The organism is Pedobacter heparinus DSM 2366, from assembly GCF_000023825.1.
GTDB lineage: Bacteria > Bacteroidota > Bacteroidia > Sphingobacteriales > Sphingobacteriaceae > Pedobacter > Pedobacter heparinus.
In genome coordinates, this window is the sequence record NC_013061.1 from 4088693 (window position 1) to 4108061 (window position 19369).

Sequence of the window (19369 nt, forward strand, 5' to 3'; positions counted from 1 at the left end):
CTATTAGTCTAACAACCTATTGTACAACGGATATAAGCAGTATATGTTTGATTTAAATTTTACAAGTGAACCAAGGCAGATTAAACAGCTGCCACAATGTCCAGCCAGGGCATTAAGCAACCCGGATATTTCATTGTATAATTAGTGTTTTACTTTATAGAATTTATAGCCAAAAAGGAAAATCACTATGTAACAGATGATCGGGGCATAATAAGCATAGGCAATTCCTGCACTATCTGCAAGCGCTCCCATGATAAAAGGAAAAAATGCTCCCCCAACCACACCCATTGATAAGAACGAGGCGGCTTGTTGTGTACGGGCGCCCAGATTTTTAAGCCCAAGGCTGAATATCGTTGGGAACATGATACTGAAAAAGAAATTGATCATCAGTAAAGCAATGAAAGATGGCCAGCCCAGGCTTTGTGCTACGATGATACACATCAGGATATTACCCAATGCAAATGAAGCCAGCAATTTGTTTGGTGCAATTATCCGCATCAAAAAGGTACCGATAAAACGACCGGCAAGCATCATTCCCATAAATACAACCATAAAGTGACCGGCTTTTTCATCACTAAAGCCCATTTTTTCATGTCCGTAATTGATGAAAAAAGCCCATGTTCCGGCCTGCGCGGCTACGTTGAAGAACTGAGCGGCAACCGCCCAGACGAAATGTTTATGATCAAACAGTTTTTTATCCGGGGCAACATCGATATTTACCGCATCAGCGTCTGCTGCAACGGCATGGGGATCTGTTGTAGCTGGCACTCTTACAAACGAAAAAGAGACAGCAACCAACAAAATTACCAGGCCAATTACAGCATAAAGTACCTTAACAGAAGTAAGATCTGTACTACCCTGCACATGCTTGCCAAACAAAAAGTAACTTCCTATTGCCGGGCCCAGCATTGCACCAACTGCATTAAAGGACTGGGCAAAATTAATGCGCTGATCGCTCGTACGCTGGTCGCCCAGCGAAGCCACAAATGGATGTGCAACGGTTTCAAGGGTTGATAATCCACATCCTACAATAAACAATGCGACACCGAAAAAAGCAAAGGAGGAAATATTGGCTGCCGGAATAAAGAGAAAGGCTCCAGTGGCAAAAAGTGATAATCCTAAAAGTACTCCTTTTTTATAACCAAAACGCTTCATAAATAAACCGGCTGGTATACCCATTACTGCATAAGCACCAAAAACTGCAAACTGCACAAAGGCGGATTGTGATTTGGAAAGGCTCATGGTTTGCTGAAAATGTTTGTTCAGTACGTCGGCCATTGTAATGGCAATGCCCCAGAACATAAAAAGGGAAGTGACAAATACCAGGGTAACCAGGAATTTCTTGTCGGTAAAGGCAGCTTTGGTTGTTGATTCGCTCATTTTATTTTTATCAGGTTTATTTGGTTGATATGTTACTTGGCTGCACTAAAAATTTTTTACCTGCATCCAGATCTCTTCATTTACAGGTATCCCCTTTTCTTCATTTTCCAATCGGGTCTGTAAGGTGCGCTCACCCGGATAGCTTACCTGTCCGCCCGCTTTAACGGCCTCACTATTTTTTGTATAAGCAAGCACCTCTGCAATCAGCGCATCATGCATGTCTGGCTGCCGGATGGCAATAAAACATTGGGACACTCCTGTTTCATCGGCCTGAGCCGATATTTTTCCGGTTGAATTGCCGCCACTAAGCGCTACGGCCAATAAATCCAGCACCAAAGACAGGCCGGAACCTTTCCAGAAACCAATTGGCAGGGCCAGTTTTGTTTTACGGATTACTGCAGGATCTGTACTTAAATTTCCCTGTTCATCATATCCTCCGGGAAAGGGTAAGGCTTCGTTCTTTAATTCATATTCCTGCATTTTACCATAGGAAAATTGCGACATGGCCATATCGAGCACCACATGCCCTTCTTTCCTTGGTATTGCGATTACGAGGGGATTATTGCCCAACACCGGATCTTTACCACCCCAGGCAGGCATATTGGCGGTAGCATTGGTAAAACATATACCTATGCAACCAGCATCTGCAGCCTGCCAGCCATAAGTTCCACCACGCATCCAATGGTTGGTATTTTTGATGGCCACGCAACCAATTCCATTTATTTTTGCCAGTTCGACAGCGCGGGCCATGCAATGGCTGGCATTTGACATACCTGGTGCAAAATTCCCGTCCCAACGCTCTATTGCTCCATTTCTTTCCAGTAAGGCAGGCAAGGCATTTGCCTTTATCAGCCCTTTTTGCACCAGCTTTACAAAAACAGGAAACCTGTTTAATCCATGAGAATAAACACCATCCCTGCTGTTGGCGGCAAATACCAGGGCACAGCTATCGGCAGTTTCCGGCGGAAATGATAATTTTAACAATACTCTTTTAAATTCGGCCTTAAGCTCCTGAAATGGTATACGCATATCGATAAAATGAAGATTTGGCTTAAAAAGGTCTTGCACTATCGTCCAGAATCCTATCCCATTCCGGATGTCTTTTAAGATAGGCTGCCACCAGGGGGCACAAAGGGATAAGCTTATAACCGTTCTCTTCAATATACGACAAGGTTTTTTCTATTACGGCAGTAGCAGCTCCTTTACCCTGCAATTCGGTAGGCGACTCGGTATGGATTAGCCAGATCTTTTGCCCATGTTCTTTATAATCAATAAATGTGGTATAGTCGCCAACCTTCAGTTCAAAGCGTTTATCTACCGAATTTTTTACCAGTGGCAGGTTTACATATTCTTCATTCATAAGAAATTATTTAAGGTGCTGATTCCAGACCCTAATTTACCTGAATAATATGTAAGAACTTAATTAAAAATCAAATTTAACCCTGGCCCGGATTCCCCATGAAGAAACGTTTGGATGGTCCAGGTAACTGAAACGTTTTACGGCATCAACTCTTAACACCTTAAAGATATTTCCTATACCAACACTACCCTCCATGTACGGGCCATTGTCCAGTGCGTTGGTAATCTGCATACCATCGCTATTGCGTACAAACTGCATGGCATCTGTATTTTTGGCGGGGTTATTTTCATTGCGCAGGCCGCCATATAAAGCTTTAAAGGACATCACTTCCCTTAACTTTAAATGTTGCAGCAAAGGGATTTTATTAAAGAAGAAACCATTAAAATTCTGGTCTATATTGATACTTGCATAATGGTCACTTACAAACTCCAGAAAGTTCATCAGGTTATACGATTGCAACTGGTAAGCATAAGTCTGATTGGCGCGGTGGATAGACAACAGCGGAAAAGGTAGTTTGCCCACATCATATCCTCCTTCAACTGTTACATCGGTATAGCCCAATTGCGATAAATAAAAACGCTTATCGATACTACCCATAAAATTGTGGTAGTTATACTCACCGCCTAAAACACCTTTCAGGCCTGCAGTATAACGCAGGTTAAATATCGGATACTTATCAACCAGTGGCGTGCGGTAAACCTTACCCTGGTAAAATTTTTCGTGCGGCGCATACCTTAAGTTCACACTGATCTCGGATGTATTGATCTGGTTGGTTCTTGAAAACAGTGTTTGCGCCGAGTTGTTAAAATATAAAGAACCTGCTGGTGTCTGGCTCCATTTACGTAAGCCAAGGCTATAGGAGAAGTGATTTTCAAATTCATGGACATAATCAAGCCTGTAAAAATCATTGTACAGCATCATGTTGTTCTCCCCCCTTTTAAAGGAAAGCAAAAAGTTATCTTCCTGTACAAACTGCAGCTCCTGTCCAGGAATTTTGGTATCCCGCTGGAAACTGGCGCGCACATAGTTTTGAGGGAAAGCATAAATTGACTTGTTGTTTAAGGAATAGGTCCCGCTCAGGAAATACTTCCATTTCAGATCCTCAAAGCCATAGGCTGCGTAAGTTTCAAAATAATAGCGCTTGCTTAAAGCAGTTGTGGTACGGCCACCTAAACGCAAACGAAAGCCCTCAACACTGTTAAAACTATAAAAGGTATTTACCGGCCCCATTTCAAAAGGACCAAAATCTTTATATCCCGCAAAAAACAGTGTTACAATATCCATAGTTCGTTTAAACGATGGAATGCTTTGCAGGGTATCGAGATTACGGTACACTTTAGCACTGGTGGTGCTCAGCGCTTCAGGACGGTTACTGGTCCAGAACTGCTCAGATTTCTTTTTCGCATCCGGTACCACAACCAGGGCAGCCGAGCCTTTGTATACGCTATCGGCTATCGGCTCATTTATTTTGTAATCTTTATAGGTAACGGTCCTTTCGCCTGTAAAACCAGCCCCGCTTTTCTTGGTGATGCCAAAATCAACAATCAGGTTGCTCTTACTTAAGTGGTAACGGTTGTCCGCATTCTGTTCAAATTCAAGTTTGGCCTCTAATGCCCGAACAAAATTCAGGTTAATGTTTTTATTTACGGTTAAAAAAGCATTCTGGACGGCATAATTTCCATCCATGGTTACATACAGCTTACCTTCAAACAAAAGGTCCATCTTGTTTCTGGGTGTAAAGGAAAGTTCAATCAGCTGGGGCTGTTGTGTACGGATGGTATCGGTAATAAAAAATTTGTAAAAACCAGGTGCGCCATCAGCAATCGGGCTTAGCAGCAGATTGCTTACTACAGAGATATTGTTGTCATAAATATCAATATCCTGGTACATCCTGTCGAAATAAGAACTTAAACCCTGGTTGTCTATAAAACGCTCATCGAAGTTCACCTGCTTATCGGCTATGACCACAGTTTTTAACTTCTCCGGATTTTTGCGAAAATAGTTATCAGAAAGCTTTTCCTGCTGAAACACCGGAAGCATATTTTTGCCACCTATTTTTGTAGAATCCTGTTCCTGAAAAAGGAACTGATAATTGCGGAATATTCTTTTGTTCTTAAATTTCTCTGAAAGGTTGCTCATAGAGAACAACATTCTTTCATATTTCTGATAAGCGACGTAATCATAGCTTTCCATGCGGTTTTTCGGTTTATTGGCAATTACCTTACGGATCAGTTCAACTGCAGGGTTCTCTTTATTGCGGTAAGGGGGCTTCTTGCCACCTTTGATCACTACCTCGTTCATCTGCATGGCTTCATTTTGCAGCTGTACATTAATGGTTTGGGCCTGCCCCGGCTTAATGGTTTTAACCTGGGTTTTATAACCTATATAACTGAATTTAAGCTGGGTATAATTGCCACTAATGGTAATATTATACTTTCCATCGGCATCTGTGCGCCCTCCTTTTCCACTTCCGGTAATGATAAAAGATGCATAAGGAATGGTTTCTTTAGTGCTGGCGTCTGTAACCGTTCCGCTAACAGCCGTTTGCTGTGCATAAGATTGAAAACCAGGTATAACCATAGCTAACAAAATAATAAACCTGACTGTTATTGAACGAAGAAACATGTATACCAATTAATATTGTGCTGCCTAAAAAAAATTAAGCACAGCAAAGTTAATACTCAACTTCTGAATATCCGCGTAAAAAAGTCAGGGTAAAGCCAATAATTAAATGTTATGACACGAAAATGAAAAAACTGAATATAGGCGATTGATTTTTATGGATTTACAGGGCTAGAAACTGACTGATATTAGCTTGTACATGGTCGTTTTTTTTATGCTCTCCCCGATTCAGCTGAAGGGCCCTGATTTTTACGCCGTTTCTTTCAAGCAGCAATTCTTCGTAAAAACCCTTGTAATAAACATCTTTCACTTCAAATCTCCTGCTGTTCCAGGAGCTCTTCAATTCTACCCATTCCGGATAAAACACGGCATGCCCATCAGGGATATCCAATCCCAATATTGAAGCATCTGTGGCATCCAGTACCACAGCATTGCCCAACAGCCGGGCTGTATAAATGTGATCGGGATGGTTATAAACCTGGCTGGGCTGACCTGATTGTAACAAAGCTCCGTCTTTTAAAATAAGCAACTCATCTGCCAGAAAGAGGCCATCTGCCGGATCATGGGATACCATAATTACCGTAACACCTGTTTCTGCAGCTACCCGCTTAATGTCGGCACGCAACTGGTTTTTAAGCAAAGCATCAACCTGACTAAAAGGTTCATCCAGTAACAAAACTGAAGTATCGCTTACCATGGCTTTAGCAATGGCCACGCGCTGCTGCTCGCCGCCACTCAATTGGGTAATCTTTTTATCTTTCAGATGTTCAATGTGCAGATGCTGCAACATTTCCATAGTTTTGGCTTGTTTGGCCTGCACATCGGTATTGGACAGCATGGACGCTACATTGTCATAAACCTTAGCATATATATTCAATGAAAAATCCTGGGTAACCATTTTCATCTCCTTATGGCCCGGGATGAGTTGTTCATCAGGTCCCAGGATACGCTTTCCTTTGAAAGAAACTTCTCCTCCATCTACCTTTAGCAAACCATAGATGCACTTCAACAGTGTAGATTTTCCACTGCCGCTTTCACCCAGAATGGCTACAACATTTCCTTTTTTAACCTCAAAACTAATGTTACTGATACCGCCCGCTTGTTCGGTTTGATATTGTTTACTAAGATTTTTAACACTAATGATTTGCTCTTCCACGGGATAAAGATATTGTATTAATTTAACCCCAGTGTTATTCCGAATGACATATTCTTTAACCCTTTTTGTGGTGCACTATCAAACATATCGCTAAAATAATATTTAGTAAAAATTCCAAGTGCCCCATAACCTACGCGCAATGATCCGCCCAAACGCACTTTTTCGAAATTATAATCGTCCCTGAATTTCTGTTTACCGTTCTCTTTACTTATTTGTTTTACTTTTCCATTGAGCAGGAAGCCTATATCCGGTCCGACAACAAAATAGAACCTTTTACCACGGTCATTCTCATTGGTACGGAACTGGAAACCCATTGGTATATGGGCATAAAAACTGGAAAATCTGTTTTTAGAAAATTCGATACCCGTTTCCGGATCATATTCCAATGTAGGGGTGTTTCTTCTTATCGTAATGTCCCTTTTTAGTCGGATCATGTTCCAGTCTACCCCAGCAGCCAGATATATTTTAAAATTTGAATTGAACCGGTATCCGTAGTCCAGCACATCAAAAGAGAAGGTACTGGTTTTAAATGCCTTATAGTCCAGAAAATCATTTGCCGGTGACAGGCTAAAGCTTCCGTTGTCAATAAGCCTGCTGAAACCAAGATCAATACGTGTAAGTGTAATACCACCCACAAAACGGCCCTTCGGGTTGGCTAATGTTTTGACACTATCCTGTTGCGCAAATAAATTTAATGAGGTGGCCATAATAAGGCTGCTAATTAAAACTGCGGTTGAGCATAGACGTTTCATACTATAAAGATAGATTAATTTTAGGAATCGTGTTTTTTCCGGTAATGTTTATACCATTTTACTGCAGCCATGATAACCACAGCAAAAATGATCAGACCAATGAGGCCGTATATCCAGTCTACAGCATTTTTTAAGATCACTGTAAATACAATGGCGACCAGTAAAATGGTGGCCACTTCATTCCACAAACGCAGCTTAAAGGAACTCATTTTACAGGTACCCAGCTTTAGCTGTTTCATGATACGCTGACAAATAAAGTGGTAAATGAGCAGTAAAACTACAAAGCTAAGTTTTACATGCATCCAGGGCATTTGCAGCAATGCTGGTCTGATGCAAAGCATGGTGATACCGGCCAGCACTGTTAATACCATGGCCGGTGTAGTGATGATGTACCAGAGCTTGCGCTCCATTTTTTCATACTCTTTTTGGAGAATGGCTTTCTCCATTTCGGACCTGTCGTTGGCCTCGGTATGGTAAATGAACAAACGTACACTATAAAACAACCCCGCCATCCAGCTTACCATAAAGATGATATGAACAGAAAGGACGTAATAGTAGTATTTATCCATAGTAAACTTAGTATTTAAACTCCTTAATTACTTCTATTGCATATTTTACGTTGTCGAAAGGAATATCAGGCATAATACCATGACCTAAGTTAAAAATAAAACCGTTTTGTCCGCGCATGCGCTCAAATAGTCTGAGGATTTCTTTTTTAATGACAGGTTTATCCGCATATAAAATATGCGGATCAAGGTTACCCTGTACAGCGATACCTGCAGGCAAACTGTTTTTAATATTTAAAAGATCCGCGTTCCAGTCTACCGAAATCACATCTGGTTTAGCTTCAGCCATAATCGGGGCAAATACCGAACTGCCTTTGCAGAAAGAGATCACTGGGATGTCTTTTCTGTTCAGGTTGGCAATAATTTCCTGGATGTAGCGGTGCGAAAATTCCTGATAATCGTTCCATGACAGGGCCAATGCCCAACTGTCAAAGATCTGAATGGCATTTACACCTGCTGCAATTTGCAGGTTCAGGTAATCGGCAGTAACCTTAGCAATTTTAGCCAATAGTTTATGTGCTACTTCCGGCTGGTTGTGCATCAGCAATTTGGTCAGCTTAAAATCTTTGGAAGAACCACCTTCAACGAGGTAGCTCATTACTGTAAATGGTGCTCCGGCGAAACCAATTAAAGGAATACTACCATTTAAACGTTGCTGGATCACTTTGATCGCATCAGCCACATATTGCAGCCTGTCGAGCACATCTACTTCTAAAGCCTCCACATCTTTAAGTGTACGCACCGGGTTAGCAAATTTAGGGCCTATACCTTGCGTAAAGCTCAGGTCTCCACCCATAGCTTCACCTGTTACCAGGATGTCCGAAAACAAAATAGCGGCATCAATCCCAAGCAAATCAACCGGAAGCATCGTTACATCAGCAGCAATTTCCGGTGTTTTGCACATCTCCAGAAAAGAGTATTTGTTTTTAATTTCCCAATACTCCGGCATAAAACGGCCAGCCTGGCGCATCATCCACACTGGTGGGCGTTCTGTTTGCTTTGAAAATGCTGCATCTAAAAATAACGTGTTCATGTGTTCTGATTTGTCTTCTATTTTTTTATAAGCTGTATGCTTCTTTTTCTATTTTATTGATAATATCCTGCGATTTGGAAGTTATAGCCAATTCCCTGGCTTTGCTCAAATATGCGGTACAGCGTTCCTTGTCCTTTTTTCTTAAAGCCAGGTTGGCCAGATGGATCAGTACAAAAGCTTTGTCGTTTTTTCCACCCAGCGGAAAGCGGCTGGCAATCTGAAAATGATGTTCGGCCAGTTCATAATCTTCCTTTTTTAGAGCAATATTGGCCCGCATAAATTCATAATATCCACGTCTGTTTCTGGCAAGTCTGTCGGGGTTTGGTACCTCTGCCAGCAAAGCTTCGGCACGTACATAATTACCGTTCTTAAAATGTTTTGAGGCCAGTAAAATGGAACTGTGCTTAAAATGGCTCCATATTACAAAGGCAAACAAAAAGCCGGCCAGTGCAGCCAGCTGATATTGAACATAAAAAAGGCATACCAAAGCTGCGATGGCAAAAAGCGCCATCAGGGCATACCTGCCTTTTGAATTATACATTAGTGAATATCTGTGAACTTATAGCCTACACCTCTGATGGAGTGAAAATAAACAGGGTTTTTCTGATCGGGTTCAAAATACTTGCGGAACGTCAGAATAAAGTTATCTATAGTTCTTGTAGATGGATAAACATCATAGTTCCATACGGTCTCTAAAATCTGCTCGCGGGACACGGCCTCATTTTTACGCTCAATCAGCAGTTTTAAAAGCATGGTCTCTTTTTTGGTCAGAGGTACAATCACCCCATCATCCTGTTTCAGTTCAAATGAATTGAAATAAATGGTTTTGTCGCCAATTTTATAGGAATTGATTTCTTTTAAGTCATCCGCTTTCATACTGCGTTTTACCAGGATACCAACCCTCAGGATCAGTTCTTCCAGGTTAAAAGGTTTTACCAGGTAATCATCGGCACCTTTTTTCAGGCCCATTACCCTGTCTTCGCTGGTATTTTTAGCCGTTAAAAAAAGAATGGGTACTTCTGTATTTTCCAGCCTGATGGTTTCACATACCTGGAAACCGTCCATTTCAGGGAGCATTACATCCAGAATGATGAGATTAAAGCGTTCTTCTTTAAAAACTTTCAACGCAGTTTTACCATCTTTTACGGCATGTACTTTATAACCTTCAAGCTCAAGGTTCAATTTTATGGCATCCAATAAGTGATCTTCATCTTCAACCAGCAGTATTCTTAATTTCTGTTGCATAATCAACTAAATGTTATTTCAAAAATAGCACCTTGCGGTACGTTATCTCTAACGCTGATATCAGCGTCGTGGCTTTGTAATACTTCCTTAACAATAAACAGGCCTAAACCCGTTCCTTTTGATTTTCTGACATTCTCATCACCAACCCGGTAAAATTTATCGAAAATCAGCATCTTTTCACTGTCGGGAATACCAGGCCCTTTGTCAGCTACCCTTAAAAAAGGATGGCCGTCTTTTTCTGTCAGTTCAACCGCCACATCAGCGCAGGGACCCGAATACTTTACTGCATTTTCGACCAGGTTGGTCACTACCGACGAGAGTGCAAACTGATCGCCCATCACCTTTATTCCTGGTTTGATAACCGGTGTAATCAACTGTTCACATCCGCAGGAATGGACCTGCAGCCTGTCAGTGATTTTGGTAACCAACTCCGAGAAGTCAAATTCCTCTTTAGGGAAGGAATAAGAGCGGTTTTCTATCTTTGTAGCCAATAACATGTTTTCTACCAGGTCGTCCAAACGTTCAATATCTTTTAAAGAATTGCTCAGTAAGGACGTCTGCCGCGCCTTATCAAGGTCACGTTTGATGATGGTTTGAATTGATAATTTTATAGCAGCCAAAGGTGATTTTAACTCATGCGTTACAGAGAGCAAAAAATTTTGCTGCTGTTCACGCAGACGCTCTTCTTTTTTGATAGACTGGTGTAAAAAATAAGCCCCTATACATAGTAAAAATAAAAACACCGACCCTTCGCCCATCACCATTGCCATTCTGGCAGGTTCCAGCCGAACAACCAGCGTTCCCCAGGAGATCAATTGCACTAAAGCGTACAACAGCATGAAATAAAATATAACAATCGACTTCTTCAAGATTACCAGTGTTTTAGCTAATATACCATTATTTACTTGTTCCTGAAAACAACATCAAGGCTGTCAAATATTGCCCTTTTTGCCTTTTCCAGCTCTATCTTTGTGTGCGCAGCAGAAACGAAACCAACTTCATAGCCTGAGGGGCCCAGATAAATCCCCCTGTTCAGCAACTCTCTGTGCATCATTTTAAATTTTTCCATGCTGCTGTGTTCTATATCATCAGCACGTTGGATCTTATCTTTATCGGTAAAGGCAATCCAGAAAATAGAACCCACATGAAATACTTTTACTTTATAATTCCTTGCTGTGGCAAAACGTTGTAAACTTTCTGCGAATTCTGTAGCCTTATTGTTCAGTTCTTTGTAAAAACCCGATTTTAACAATTCAGTTAACTGGGCAATCCCTGCTGCCATGGCTATCGGGTTTCCGGAAAGGGTACCTGCCTGGTAAACTCCGCCGTCAGGAGAAATGTGTGCCATAATTTCGGCAGATGCACCATACATACCAACCGGTAGTCCGCCGCCGATGATCTTGCCATAAGTAACAATATCCGGTTTAAGTCCATAATGTGCTGCAGCACCTTCAAAACCCAATCTGAAACCCGTTATCACTTCATCAAATATCAATAAGGATTTATGCGCTTTACATAAATTCTGCAGGAATTCCAGGTAAGCCTGGTCCTGCATCAGTAAACCATTGTTGGCTGGTATACCTTCAATGATTACAGCGGCAACCTCATCTTTAAACTGTTCAAAAGCCTGTTTCAATGCTTCAACATCATTTAAAGGCAAAACTATTGTTTCCTGTGCAAATGCTTTCGGCACACCAGCTGATGAGGTTTCACCAAAAGTTACCAGTCCTGATCCCGCCTTTACCAATAAGGAATCACTATGGCCATGGTAACAACCATCAAACTTGATAATTTTGTCCCTGCCAGTAAAACCCCGGGCCAAACGGATAGCCGACATGACCGCTTCAGTACCAGAGCTTGTAAAACGGATTTTTTCTACAAATCTGTTATTTTTTATAATCAGTTCGGCCAGCTCATTTTCCAATGCCGTAGGTGCACCGAAGCTCATTCCGTTCTGCATCACTTCAGTAACTTTTTCTCTTACTTTAGGGTGATTGTGACCTAAGATCAATGGCCCCCAGCTACCGCAAAAATCTATAAACTGATTGCCGTCTGCATCCCAAACGAAGCAACCATCTCCTTTTTGAATAAAGAGGGGCGTACCGTGAACCGATTTAAAAGCCCTTACCGGAGAGTTTACCCCACCTGGGAAATAGTTTTTCGCCTTTTCATAGAGTTCTGCCGACTTTTCTCTGGAAATATCCGGTTTACTGCCTGTATTTACAGGCACTTCGCCTTCATTTCCGGAAAACATTTTTTTTAAAGATTCTAACATTATTTATGCTTTATAACTCGCTATATCCAATTCTTTTCAACCATATCCCTAATGTGATAGGTGGTGATGATACTTGCACCTGCACGTGCAAAGCCATACATAGTTTCCATCACTACTTTTTGCTCATCTATCCAGCCTTTTTGCGCAGCAGCTTTAACCATCGAATATTCTCCGGATACATTGTAACAGGCAATCGGCAGATCAGTATGTTGTTTCAGGTTCTGGATCACATCCATATACGCCAGTGCCGGTTTCACCATCAACACATCAGCACCCTCGCTTTCATCCAGCAAAGCTTCCCTAAGTGCTTCATGACCATTCCTGAAATCCATCTGGTAAGCTTTCCTGTCGCCCTTGCCCGGAGCACAATCGGCTGCCTCTCTGAAAGGTCCGTAATAAGCTGAGGCAAATTTGGTAGCGTGAGACATAATGGCAGTATTTACGTAACCCGCTCCATCCAGTACAGTTCTCATTGCAGCTACCCGCCCATCCATCATATCCGATGGAGCCAGCATATCGGCACCAGCCTGGGCATGGGTTAGCCCCATTCTGGCTATAACCTCCACTGTTTCGTCATTCTGCACATACTCATCCCTTAAAATGCCGCAATGTCCGTGGGTAGTATAAGAACAAACACAAACATCCGTTACCACGTAAAGGTCATCACCAAAGTTCTTTTTTAACATACGGACAGCAGAAGGTACCAAAGAATGGTCGTGATAAGCTGCCGCCGCATTTTCACTTTTCTCATCACCCACACCAAACAGCATAATTTTGTTTACACCCAGCTTTAGTCCTTTCTCCACATCTCTTACCAATGTATCTTCAGAAAAATGACTGATGCCGGGCATCGCATCCAGCGGACGGACCACATCTTTACCAGGTACAATAAAGTATGGATAGATGAACTGGTCTTTGGTTAACCGGGTTTCAGCTACCATTTCTCTCACAACCGGATTTTTTCTTAATCTACGTGGACGTTGTAACATAAGTATATTATTTTATATCTATCCCGAAAACAGCTTCAGCTAAACCGATTTCATCCGGAGAATAAGGTAAAATACAATCTACCCCCATCTCCTCAAACTTTTTGGCTGTAGAATTTCCGATTGCAATTACCCGCTGTCCTGGTTCCAATAAATTGTCAACAAAATACGCGTCTACATTAGATGGGCTGGTAAATATCAGCACATCCGCATAAGTCTGGTCTATATCTTCTTCAATAACGGTCTCATAAATCGGCAGGTCAATCACCTTGGTATCCGGTTTTAAGGCTTTCTGGATACTTAATAAAGAATCCTGTGCCCTGGGAAATAATACCGTCTTACCCGATACCTCTTCTGCAAATAATTCTGCTACTTCGTCTATATCCCCGCCTTCACCTACATAGTCGGCCAAATGACCAGTTCTTCTTAGCGAATCTTCAGAGCCACGTCCTGCCACTCCAAACTTAACATGCTTAGGCAACATGGGTTTCAGGTTAAAGAAATAATCAACACTGTTCCTGCTGCTGAAAAAGATCCAGTCTATGTGTTTCAAATAAAATGGATCCAGTACCGTTACGATCGGGAAAGTACGGATCAGCGATCTGTCCTCTATTGCTATATGGTGTTTTTCAAGTGCTTTTCTAAAATAATTATGCTCTCCTACTTCGCGGGAAATAAAAACTTTAGCCGGAAATTTCCTGTCAGCACTAAATTTGGCAACAATTTTTTCAGCCAGCCCGTCCAGTTTTTCTACCCTGTAAAACAAGCGGTCAGGAAAGTCTTCATCCGTTTCGGCCTTTGATGTCCAGACTTCATATTGTCCGTCTTCTTTTTTGCAATAACAGCCTAAAGGCATATGACAGCCTCCTTCAAACAGGTTCAGCACTTTACGTTCAATGGCTATTTCTTCGGCAGTTTCGGAATGGTTTATTTGCTGCAGAATATCAAAAAGCTCATTTTCATTTTCCCTGATCTGAATGGCAAGCGCGCCCTGTGCAGGAGCTGGAACCAGTTCAGTAGTATCTACTACCTCAACATGGAATTCAGAAAGGTCAATATTCAAACGGTTTACCCCGGCTCTTGCCAGTAGAATGGCATCGTAATCCTCGTCCCTTAACTTTTGTATGCGGGTAGGTACGTTGCCCCTTAAATCTTCAATATTTAAATCAGGCCGAAGCGCCAGTAACTGGGCTTTGCGCCTGTTGGATGAAGTTCCAACCATAGCCCCCTTTTTCAGCGACAGCTTATGATTGATGCTGACACAATCTTTAAGGATCAGCAACAGCTCAGATGGGTCTTCCCTTTCAGTTACCGCAGCAATGGTTAAGCCTGCAGGATGTACCGTCGGTAAATCTTTATGGGAATGTACAGCAATATCGATGGTACCACCCAGAAGTTCTTCTTCCAGTTCTTTCGTAAAAAACCCCTTACCTTCAAGCTTGTCGAGCCTCAGATTTAAAATTTTGTCGCCCTGGGTTTTGATGATCTTCAGTTCAGCTTCAACACCGATAGCTGCTAATTTATCTTTAATGAAATTGGCTTGCCATAAAGCCAGGTCGCTACCTCTTGTACCTATAATAAGTCTTTTCACGTTGATGCTAATTTTTTGGCAAATTTAGCTATTCTTTACCAATATCTCCTTTGCCATAACCATTGGAACGCTGATGTATTTTTTTTCCATGTAATTCATCACTTTTTCCAATAATAACCTCGAATTTTCATCAAGCTTATCAATCTCATCAGCAAAAACACCATTGATAGCGGTATGCTTGATTTCCTTAATTTTCTGCGGAACGCAGCTCATCGCGATTTCAATTTTGCGTTGGCGCAATACCAGTTCAAAATCTTTGATGTTTTGTTCGATGATGTGTTCGGCATTCACCAGTTCATCATAGCGTTCCTGAATATTTTTTCGGGCAATCTCTTTCAGAGATTCAACCTCTATGTAGTGTATTGGGAAGTTTTTAACCACTTCAGCAGCGGTATCATTAGGAATGGCCAGGTCAACAATTACCTTTTTACCTGTATCACCATTCAGTAATTTTGTATAAATTTCCTCAGTAATGATCGGTTCGGTGGCACCTGTACAAGTGATGATGACATCAAATCCCTGTTTATAATCTTCAAGTGCTGTAAGTGGATAAGCTTTGCCATTTAGCTCTTTAGCCAGGGCTTCAGCATTTTTGAGGGTCCTGTTGAAAACAGAAAAGTTAGAATATTTGTGTTTTTTAAGGTATTGTGCCAGGAGTTTGTTGGTTTCACCTGCGCCAACAATAAGCAGGCGGGCCTCACTGGAACACATTTTAAGGTCCCGCAGCTTGCGGTAAGCAAGCGAAACGATAGAGACGGGATTCTTAGAAATATTGGTATGGGTATATACTTCTTTGGCTGTTTTGACCACCCGGTTCATGATCATTCGCATATAATCACCGGTAAATCCGGCTACACGACAAGCTTCATAAGCTTTGCGGATCTGTGCCAGGATCTCTTTCTCTCCGACAACCAGGCTTTCAAGGGAGCAGGAGGTCCGCAACAGGTGATTGAATGCATCAACCTGTTCATAAACTGATACGTTTTCAATAAACTGCTCCATATATTGTGCGGGCAGCCCCATGTCCAGTACCGTTAAAAACCGCAGTATGAAATCTTTATCTAAAATACTTGGAGAAGTAAATACGAATTCGACCCGGTTACACGTTCCTACATAGAATATTTCTTTAACACCTAACTCGGATTGAATGTTTCTCAACCTGTCGTCTAATGTCTGCTCACATATCACTAATTTACCTAAGGATTTTAAGTCAATCTGTTTATGCGTAAAAGCAATGATCTTTAAATATTCCAAAATTTATTATCCTGTTATTTTTAGCGAAACAAAAGTAATAAGACAAGGCTGTTCCACTGTCATTATGCTGTAATTAAGAGCTATTTAGAAAGATTTTAAATAAATAAGATAACTTAAACATCCGCATTTTAATTTTGTTATATGAGCTAAACACCATACATGTAGATAGATATGATCATAAAAGAGCTTTTTTCAATAAGTGGCGCAGCCCAAAAAACCATTTACGGCGATTGTACTTATGACGATAAAAACACAAATCAGGACACTATAATTTTTATCCATGGCTTTAAAGGCTTTAAAGACTGGGGGGCGCATAACCTCGTTGCTTCTTTTTTTGCCTCAAAAGGCTACAGATATGTCAAATTTAACCTGTCGCACAGTGGCGTTACCGCACAAAATCAATACGATGTAACGGACATGGAAACTTTTGCTGCCAATACGATCAGCAAAGAACTGACCGATGTTAATGCAGTAATTGATTATGTTGCGGCTACCTGGCCAACTGCTGCCATCAGTCTGATAGGGCACAGCAGGGGTGGTGGACTGGCCATTATACAGGCTGCAAAAGATACCCGCATCCATAAACTCATTACCTGGTCGGCCATTTCCGATTTCTCCAGTCTCTGGAAAAAAGAACAGGAAAAGGAATGGGCAGCAACCGGACAAATTTTTGTAGAGAATGCCAGGACAAAAGAAAAAATGCCATTAAACAACACCCTGCTTGATGATTTTAATCAAAACAAAGAAAAGGTCGACATCATAAGAGCAGCAAAAAAAATACATATCCCCTGGCTTATTCTTCATGGTGATGAAGATGTAAACGTGAAATTTAGTGTTGCCCAACAACTGGCACAAAAGCAGCTTAAGGCAAAAATACAAAAAATTCAAGGCGCAAACCATGTTTATGGGGCTTCCCATCCTTATGCTGCCAATCAGCTACCAATGCATTTGCAGGAAGTTGCAGAAAAGACCCTGGCCTTTATCAGTGCTTAGCTGGGATTTTCAATACAGCGTCTTTCTTTTTCACCATTACACTTACACGGTAAACCAAAAATATGCATAAAAGTATAAGTGCCGATACCACTATACCTAAAGTATCATAATGCTCCAGTGGACTACTCTTTGTTCTCTGTGTAACGATCAAACCAGCACATAACGCAGCAATACCACCGGCCATTTGTTGTATAGAAGCATTGACACTCATAAAAGCCCCCCTGTCATTTAGGTCAGGGATGCTCATCGTAAGTGTAGTTGCAGGAATCATCCTGCTCATCACCCCCATAAATAAGACCATATTGATCACGATAACCTGCCATAATGGAACCGGACTAAGGTTAGTGTATACCAGAATCATTACCACTGCAAGCAATGACCCACCAGTAAACACCATAAACTTGTCTACTTTATCACTTAATTTTCCAATTAATGGCATTACAACAACAGCAGCCAGGCCGGTAAACATAAATACCAATGGCAGTTGCGCTTCAGTAATGTTGATGTTATTGATCAGATAAGCACTTCCAAATGGCATTAACATAAAACCACCAACACCCATAAATGCAGTTGCAATAAATCCTGTCTGATAGGAACGGTTAGAAACCGCATGCCACAAATGCAGGAAGGCGCTTTTGTCTGATTGTATGGCCAGATGCTTGTCAATTGGTTTTATCTTGATCAGAATTGCAATTGCGATCATTATTGCCAATATCACAATCATCAGAAATGAAGAATGCCAGCCCCATATATTGGCAAAATACAAACCAATGGGTATACCCAGTACCTGGCTTGCAGCGAAACCCATCTGCACAACCCCCATCACTCTGCCACGTTGGTGAACGGCAAAAATATCTGTAATGATTGTCATAGAGATGGCGCCGATTACACCACCAAATAAACCGGTTACAATCCTTGCACCAAGTAGCATCTCGTAATTGGTGGCAAGTGCACAACACAAGGTTCCTATAATAAAACCGCTGTAAAAAAACAGCAGCAACTTTTTACGGTCAAATTTATCGGCAAAACCGGCAGCCATAATTCCTGAAGCACCTGCACTAAAAGCATAGGAAGAGACGACCAATCCAAAACCTTTAGGGCTTATGGATAACGATTTCATTAAAAAGTCGCCAAGTGGCGCAAGTACCATAAAGTCCAGTACAATTGTAAACTGCAGTAAAGCCAGCAAGGCAATAACCAGCAGTTGGTAAGAACTAAAAGGCTCGGCTATATTTTTTTGAGGTTGTTGCATTGTTGATCAGTGTTAAACCAGTTTTTGTTTAAAATTAAGAGATGTGTTAAATAAGTTCTTCGCAATGGTAGCCATTTTGTGCAACCAGTTTAATCACTTCTTCGCGCTTAAGGGTAGGTGATACGATGCGCAGTACGCAGTCTATATCCTGCAAATCGACCGTCCATTGATCAATCTGGTATTCTTCCATGATCTTACCGATATAGCGTTTATCTCCTTCTGTACGTATATCCGTTTTAAAAAGCAAAATATGTTCAATATTGATGTCCATAATTGTAGTTTTAGTTCTCCGGCCTTTGCGGCCATTTATTTTTTTAAAGCTTTAATTACCAGCTCAAATGTTTTCCAAAGAATTTCATCTGTCAGCACAAATGGTTTTCCGCCTAAACTCTGCCCCTCATTATGGAACCTGATCAGGTTATACAAAGGCGCAAAAGCTATACTCCAATAAGTTTCAAAAGGCATTTGGTCAATTTCTCCCCTTTCAATGGAATTGTGCATAAACTTACCAAGAGGTTCTTTAAAGTTCTTCCCAAAAACTTCTAAAACCTTTAACTGGTAGGTAGAAGTACGCAGCTGTTCTATCATCTGTGCGGACCATGGGTTTTCAAACAAACATTTCGCCCTGTTTTTCCACTGCTGTTTTAATCCTTCTTCAAATGAACTCTCAGGGTCAAAGTTTTCGAGCATAATCGCACTCATCCGTTCTACTTCCTCTATACCTACCTTTAAGATCAGGTCGTCCTTGTCCTGATAATAAATGTATAAGGTTGCCACAGATATTTTGCAAGCCTTAGCAAGCTTATTCATTGTAAAACCCTCAAAACCAACCTCAACTAATAGCTCTATTGCTTTTTGTTTAACCAGTTCTACTTTATTTATATCCCTTGCACGCATAGTATTT

Annotated in this window: 19 protein-coding genes; 1 reads left to right on the plus strand and 18 read right to left on the minus strand. The window is 41.3% G+C overall.

Annotated elements, in window-relative coordinates:
• Window positions 1-141: 141 nt before the first annotated feature.
• The 15 genes from fucP to hemA form a co-directional block, all read right to left on the minus strand.
• The gene (fucP, locus tag PHEP_RS17105) at window positions 142-1380 is read right to left on the minus strand and encodes an L-fucose:H+ symporter permease (RefSeq protein WP_015809239.1); all 1239 of its coding nucleotides are present in this window, start codon (window positions 1378-1380) and stop codon (window positions 142-144) included.
• 45 nt (window positions 1381-1425) lie between these two features.
• The gene (gene yiaK, locus PHEP_RS17110; protein WP_015809240.1) at window positions 1426-2409 is read right to left on the minus strand and encodes a 3-dehydro-L-gulonate 2-dehydrogenase; all 984 of its coding nucleotides are present in this window, start codon (window positions 2407-2409) and stop codon (window positions 1426-1428) included.
• A gap of 22 nt (window positions 2410-2431) precedes the next feature.
• The gene (locus PHEP_RS17115; protein ID WP_015809241.1) at window positions 2432-2740 is read right to left on the minus strand and encodes a GNAT family N-acetyltransferase; all 309 of its coding nucleotides are present in this window, start codon (window positions 2738-2740) and stop codon (window positions 2432-2434) included.
• A 63-nt stretch (window positions 2741-2803) separates the two neighbouring features.
• Window positions 2804-5320, minus strand: coding sequence for a DUF5686 and carboxypeptidase-like regulatory domain-containing protein (locus tag PHEP_RS17120; RefSeq protein WP_238326491.1), 2517 nt, complete (start codon window positions 5318-5320; stop codon window positions 2804-2806).
• 205 nt (window positions 5321-5525) lie between these two features.
• Window positions 5526-6518, minus strand: coding sequence for an ABC transporter ATP-binding protein (locus PHEP_RS17125; protein WP_015809243.1), 993 nt, complete (start codon window positions 6516-6518; stop codon window positions 5526-5528).
• A 17-nt stretch (window positions 6519-6535) separates the two neighbouring features.
• Complete coding sequence (locus PHEP_RS17130) at window positions 6536-7225, minus strand: outer membrane beta-barrel protein (RefSeq protein WP_015809244.1); 690 nt, start codon at window positions 7223-7225, stop codon at window positions 6536-6538.
• 65 nt (window positions 7226-7290) lie between these two features.
• The gene (hemJ, locus tag PHEP_RS17135) at window positions 7291-7839 is read right to left on the minus strand and encodes a protoporphyrinogen oxidase HemJ (RefSeq protein WP_015809245.1); all 549 of its coding nucleotides are present in this window, start codon (window positions 7837-7839) and stop codon (window positions 7291-7293) included.
• Window positions 7840-7846: 7 nt separating this feature from the next.
• Window positions 7847-8869, minus strand: a complete 1023-nt coding sequence (gene hemE, locus PHEP_RS17140; protein WP_015809246.1) for a uroporphyrinogen decarboxylase — start codon at window positions 8867-8869, stop codon at window positions 7847-7849.
• Window positions 8870-8894: 25 nt separating this feature from the next.
• On the minus strand, window positions 8895-9410 hold the full coding sequence (locus tag PHEP_RS17145) for a hypothetical protein (protein ID WP_015809247.1): 516 nt from the start codon (window positions 9408-9410) through the stop codon (window positions 8895-8897).
• Complete coding sequence (locus PHEP_RS17150) at window positions 9410-10114, minus strand: response regulator transcription factor (protein WP_015809248.1); 705 nt, start codon at window positions 10112-10114, stop codon at window positions 9410-9412. The genes PHEP_RS17145 and PHEP_RS17150 overlap by 1 nt, the downstream gene beginning before the upstream one ends.
• Before the next feature lie 2 nt (window positions 10115-10116).
• Window positions 10117-10983, minus strand: coding sequence for a sensor histidine kinase (locus PHEP_RS17155; RefSeq protein WP_036674225.1), 867 nt, complete (start codon window positions 10981-10983; stop codon window positions 10117-10119).
• Window positions 10984-11015: 32 nt separating this feature from the next.
• The gene (gene hemL / locus PHEP_RS17160; RefSeq protein ID WP_015809250.1) at window positions 11016-12389 is read right to left on the minus strand and encodes a glutamate-1-semialdehyde 2,1-aminomutase; all 1374 of its coding nucleotides are present in this window, start codon (window positions 12387-12389) and stop codon (window positions 11016-11018) included.
• Between the two features lie 20 nt (window positions 12390-12409).
• Window positions 12410-13378 (minus strand): porphobilinogen synthase, encoded by a 969-nt coding sequence (gene hemB / locus PHEP_RS17165; protein WP_015809251.1) that lies wholly within the window; start codon window positions 13376-13378, stop codon window positions 12410-12412.
• Window positions 13379-13385: 7 nt separating this feature from the next.
• Complete coding sequence (hemC, locus tag PHEP_RS17170; protein ID WP_015809252.1) at window positions 13386-14966, minus strand: hydroxymethylbilane synthase; 1581 nt, start codon at window positions 14964-14966, stop codon at window positions 13386-13388.
• A gap of 24 nt (window positions 14967-14990) precedes the next feature.
• Window positions 14991-16220 (minus strand): glutamyl-tRNA reductase, encoded by a 1230-nt coding sequence (gene hemA / locus PHEP_RS17175; protein ID WP_015809253.1) that lies wholly within the window; start codon window positions 16218-16220, stop codon window positions 14991-14993.
• Window positions 16221-16391: 171 nt separating this feature from the next.
• Between hemA and PHEP_RS17180 the strand changes: the two genes are divergently transcribed.
• Window positions 16392-17213, plus strand: coding sequence for an alpha/beta hydrolase family protein (locus tag PHEP_RS17180; protein WP_015809254.1), 822 nt, complete (start codon window positions 16392-16394; stop codon window positions 17211-17213).
• On the opposite strand, the gene PHEP_RS17185 is transcribed toward PHEP_RS17180, so the two are convergent.
• Genes PHEP_RS17185 through PHEP_RS17195 form a run of 3 tightly spaced genes read right to left on the minus strand, consistent with a single transcriptional unit; the run spans window position 17203 to window position 19362 of the window.
• Window positions 17203-18465, minus strand: a complete 1263-nt coding sequence (locus tag PHEP_RS17185; RefSeq protein WP_015809255.1) for an MFS transporter — start codon at window positions 18463-18465, stop codon at window positions 17203-17205. The genes PHEP_RS17180 and PHEP_RS17185 overlap by 11 nt on opposite strands.
• Before the next feature lie 46 nt (window positions 18466-18511).
• Window positions 18512-18736 carry a hypothetical protein gene (locus PHEP_RS17190; protein WP_015809256.1) on the minus strand — a complete coding sequence of 75 codons (225 nt, stop codon included), beginning with the start codon at window positions 18734-18736 and terminating at the stop codon, window positions 18512-18514.
• Between the two features lie 35 nt (window positions 18737-18771).
• On the minus strand, window positions 18772-19362 hold the full coding sequence (locus tag PHEP_RS17195; RefSeq protein WP_015809257.1) for a TetR/AcrR family transcriptional regulator: 591 nt from the start codon (window positions 19360-19362) through the stop codon (window positions 18772-18774).
• Window positions 19363-19369 lie beyond the last annotated feature (7 nt).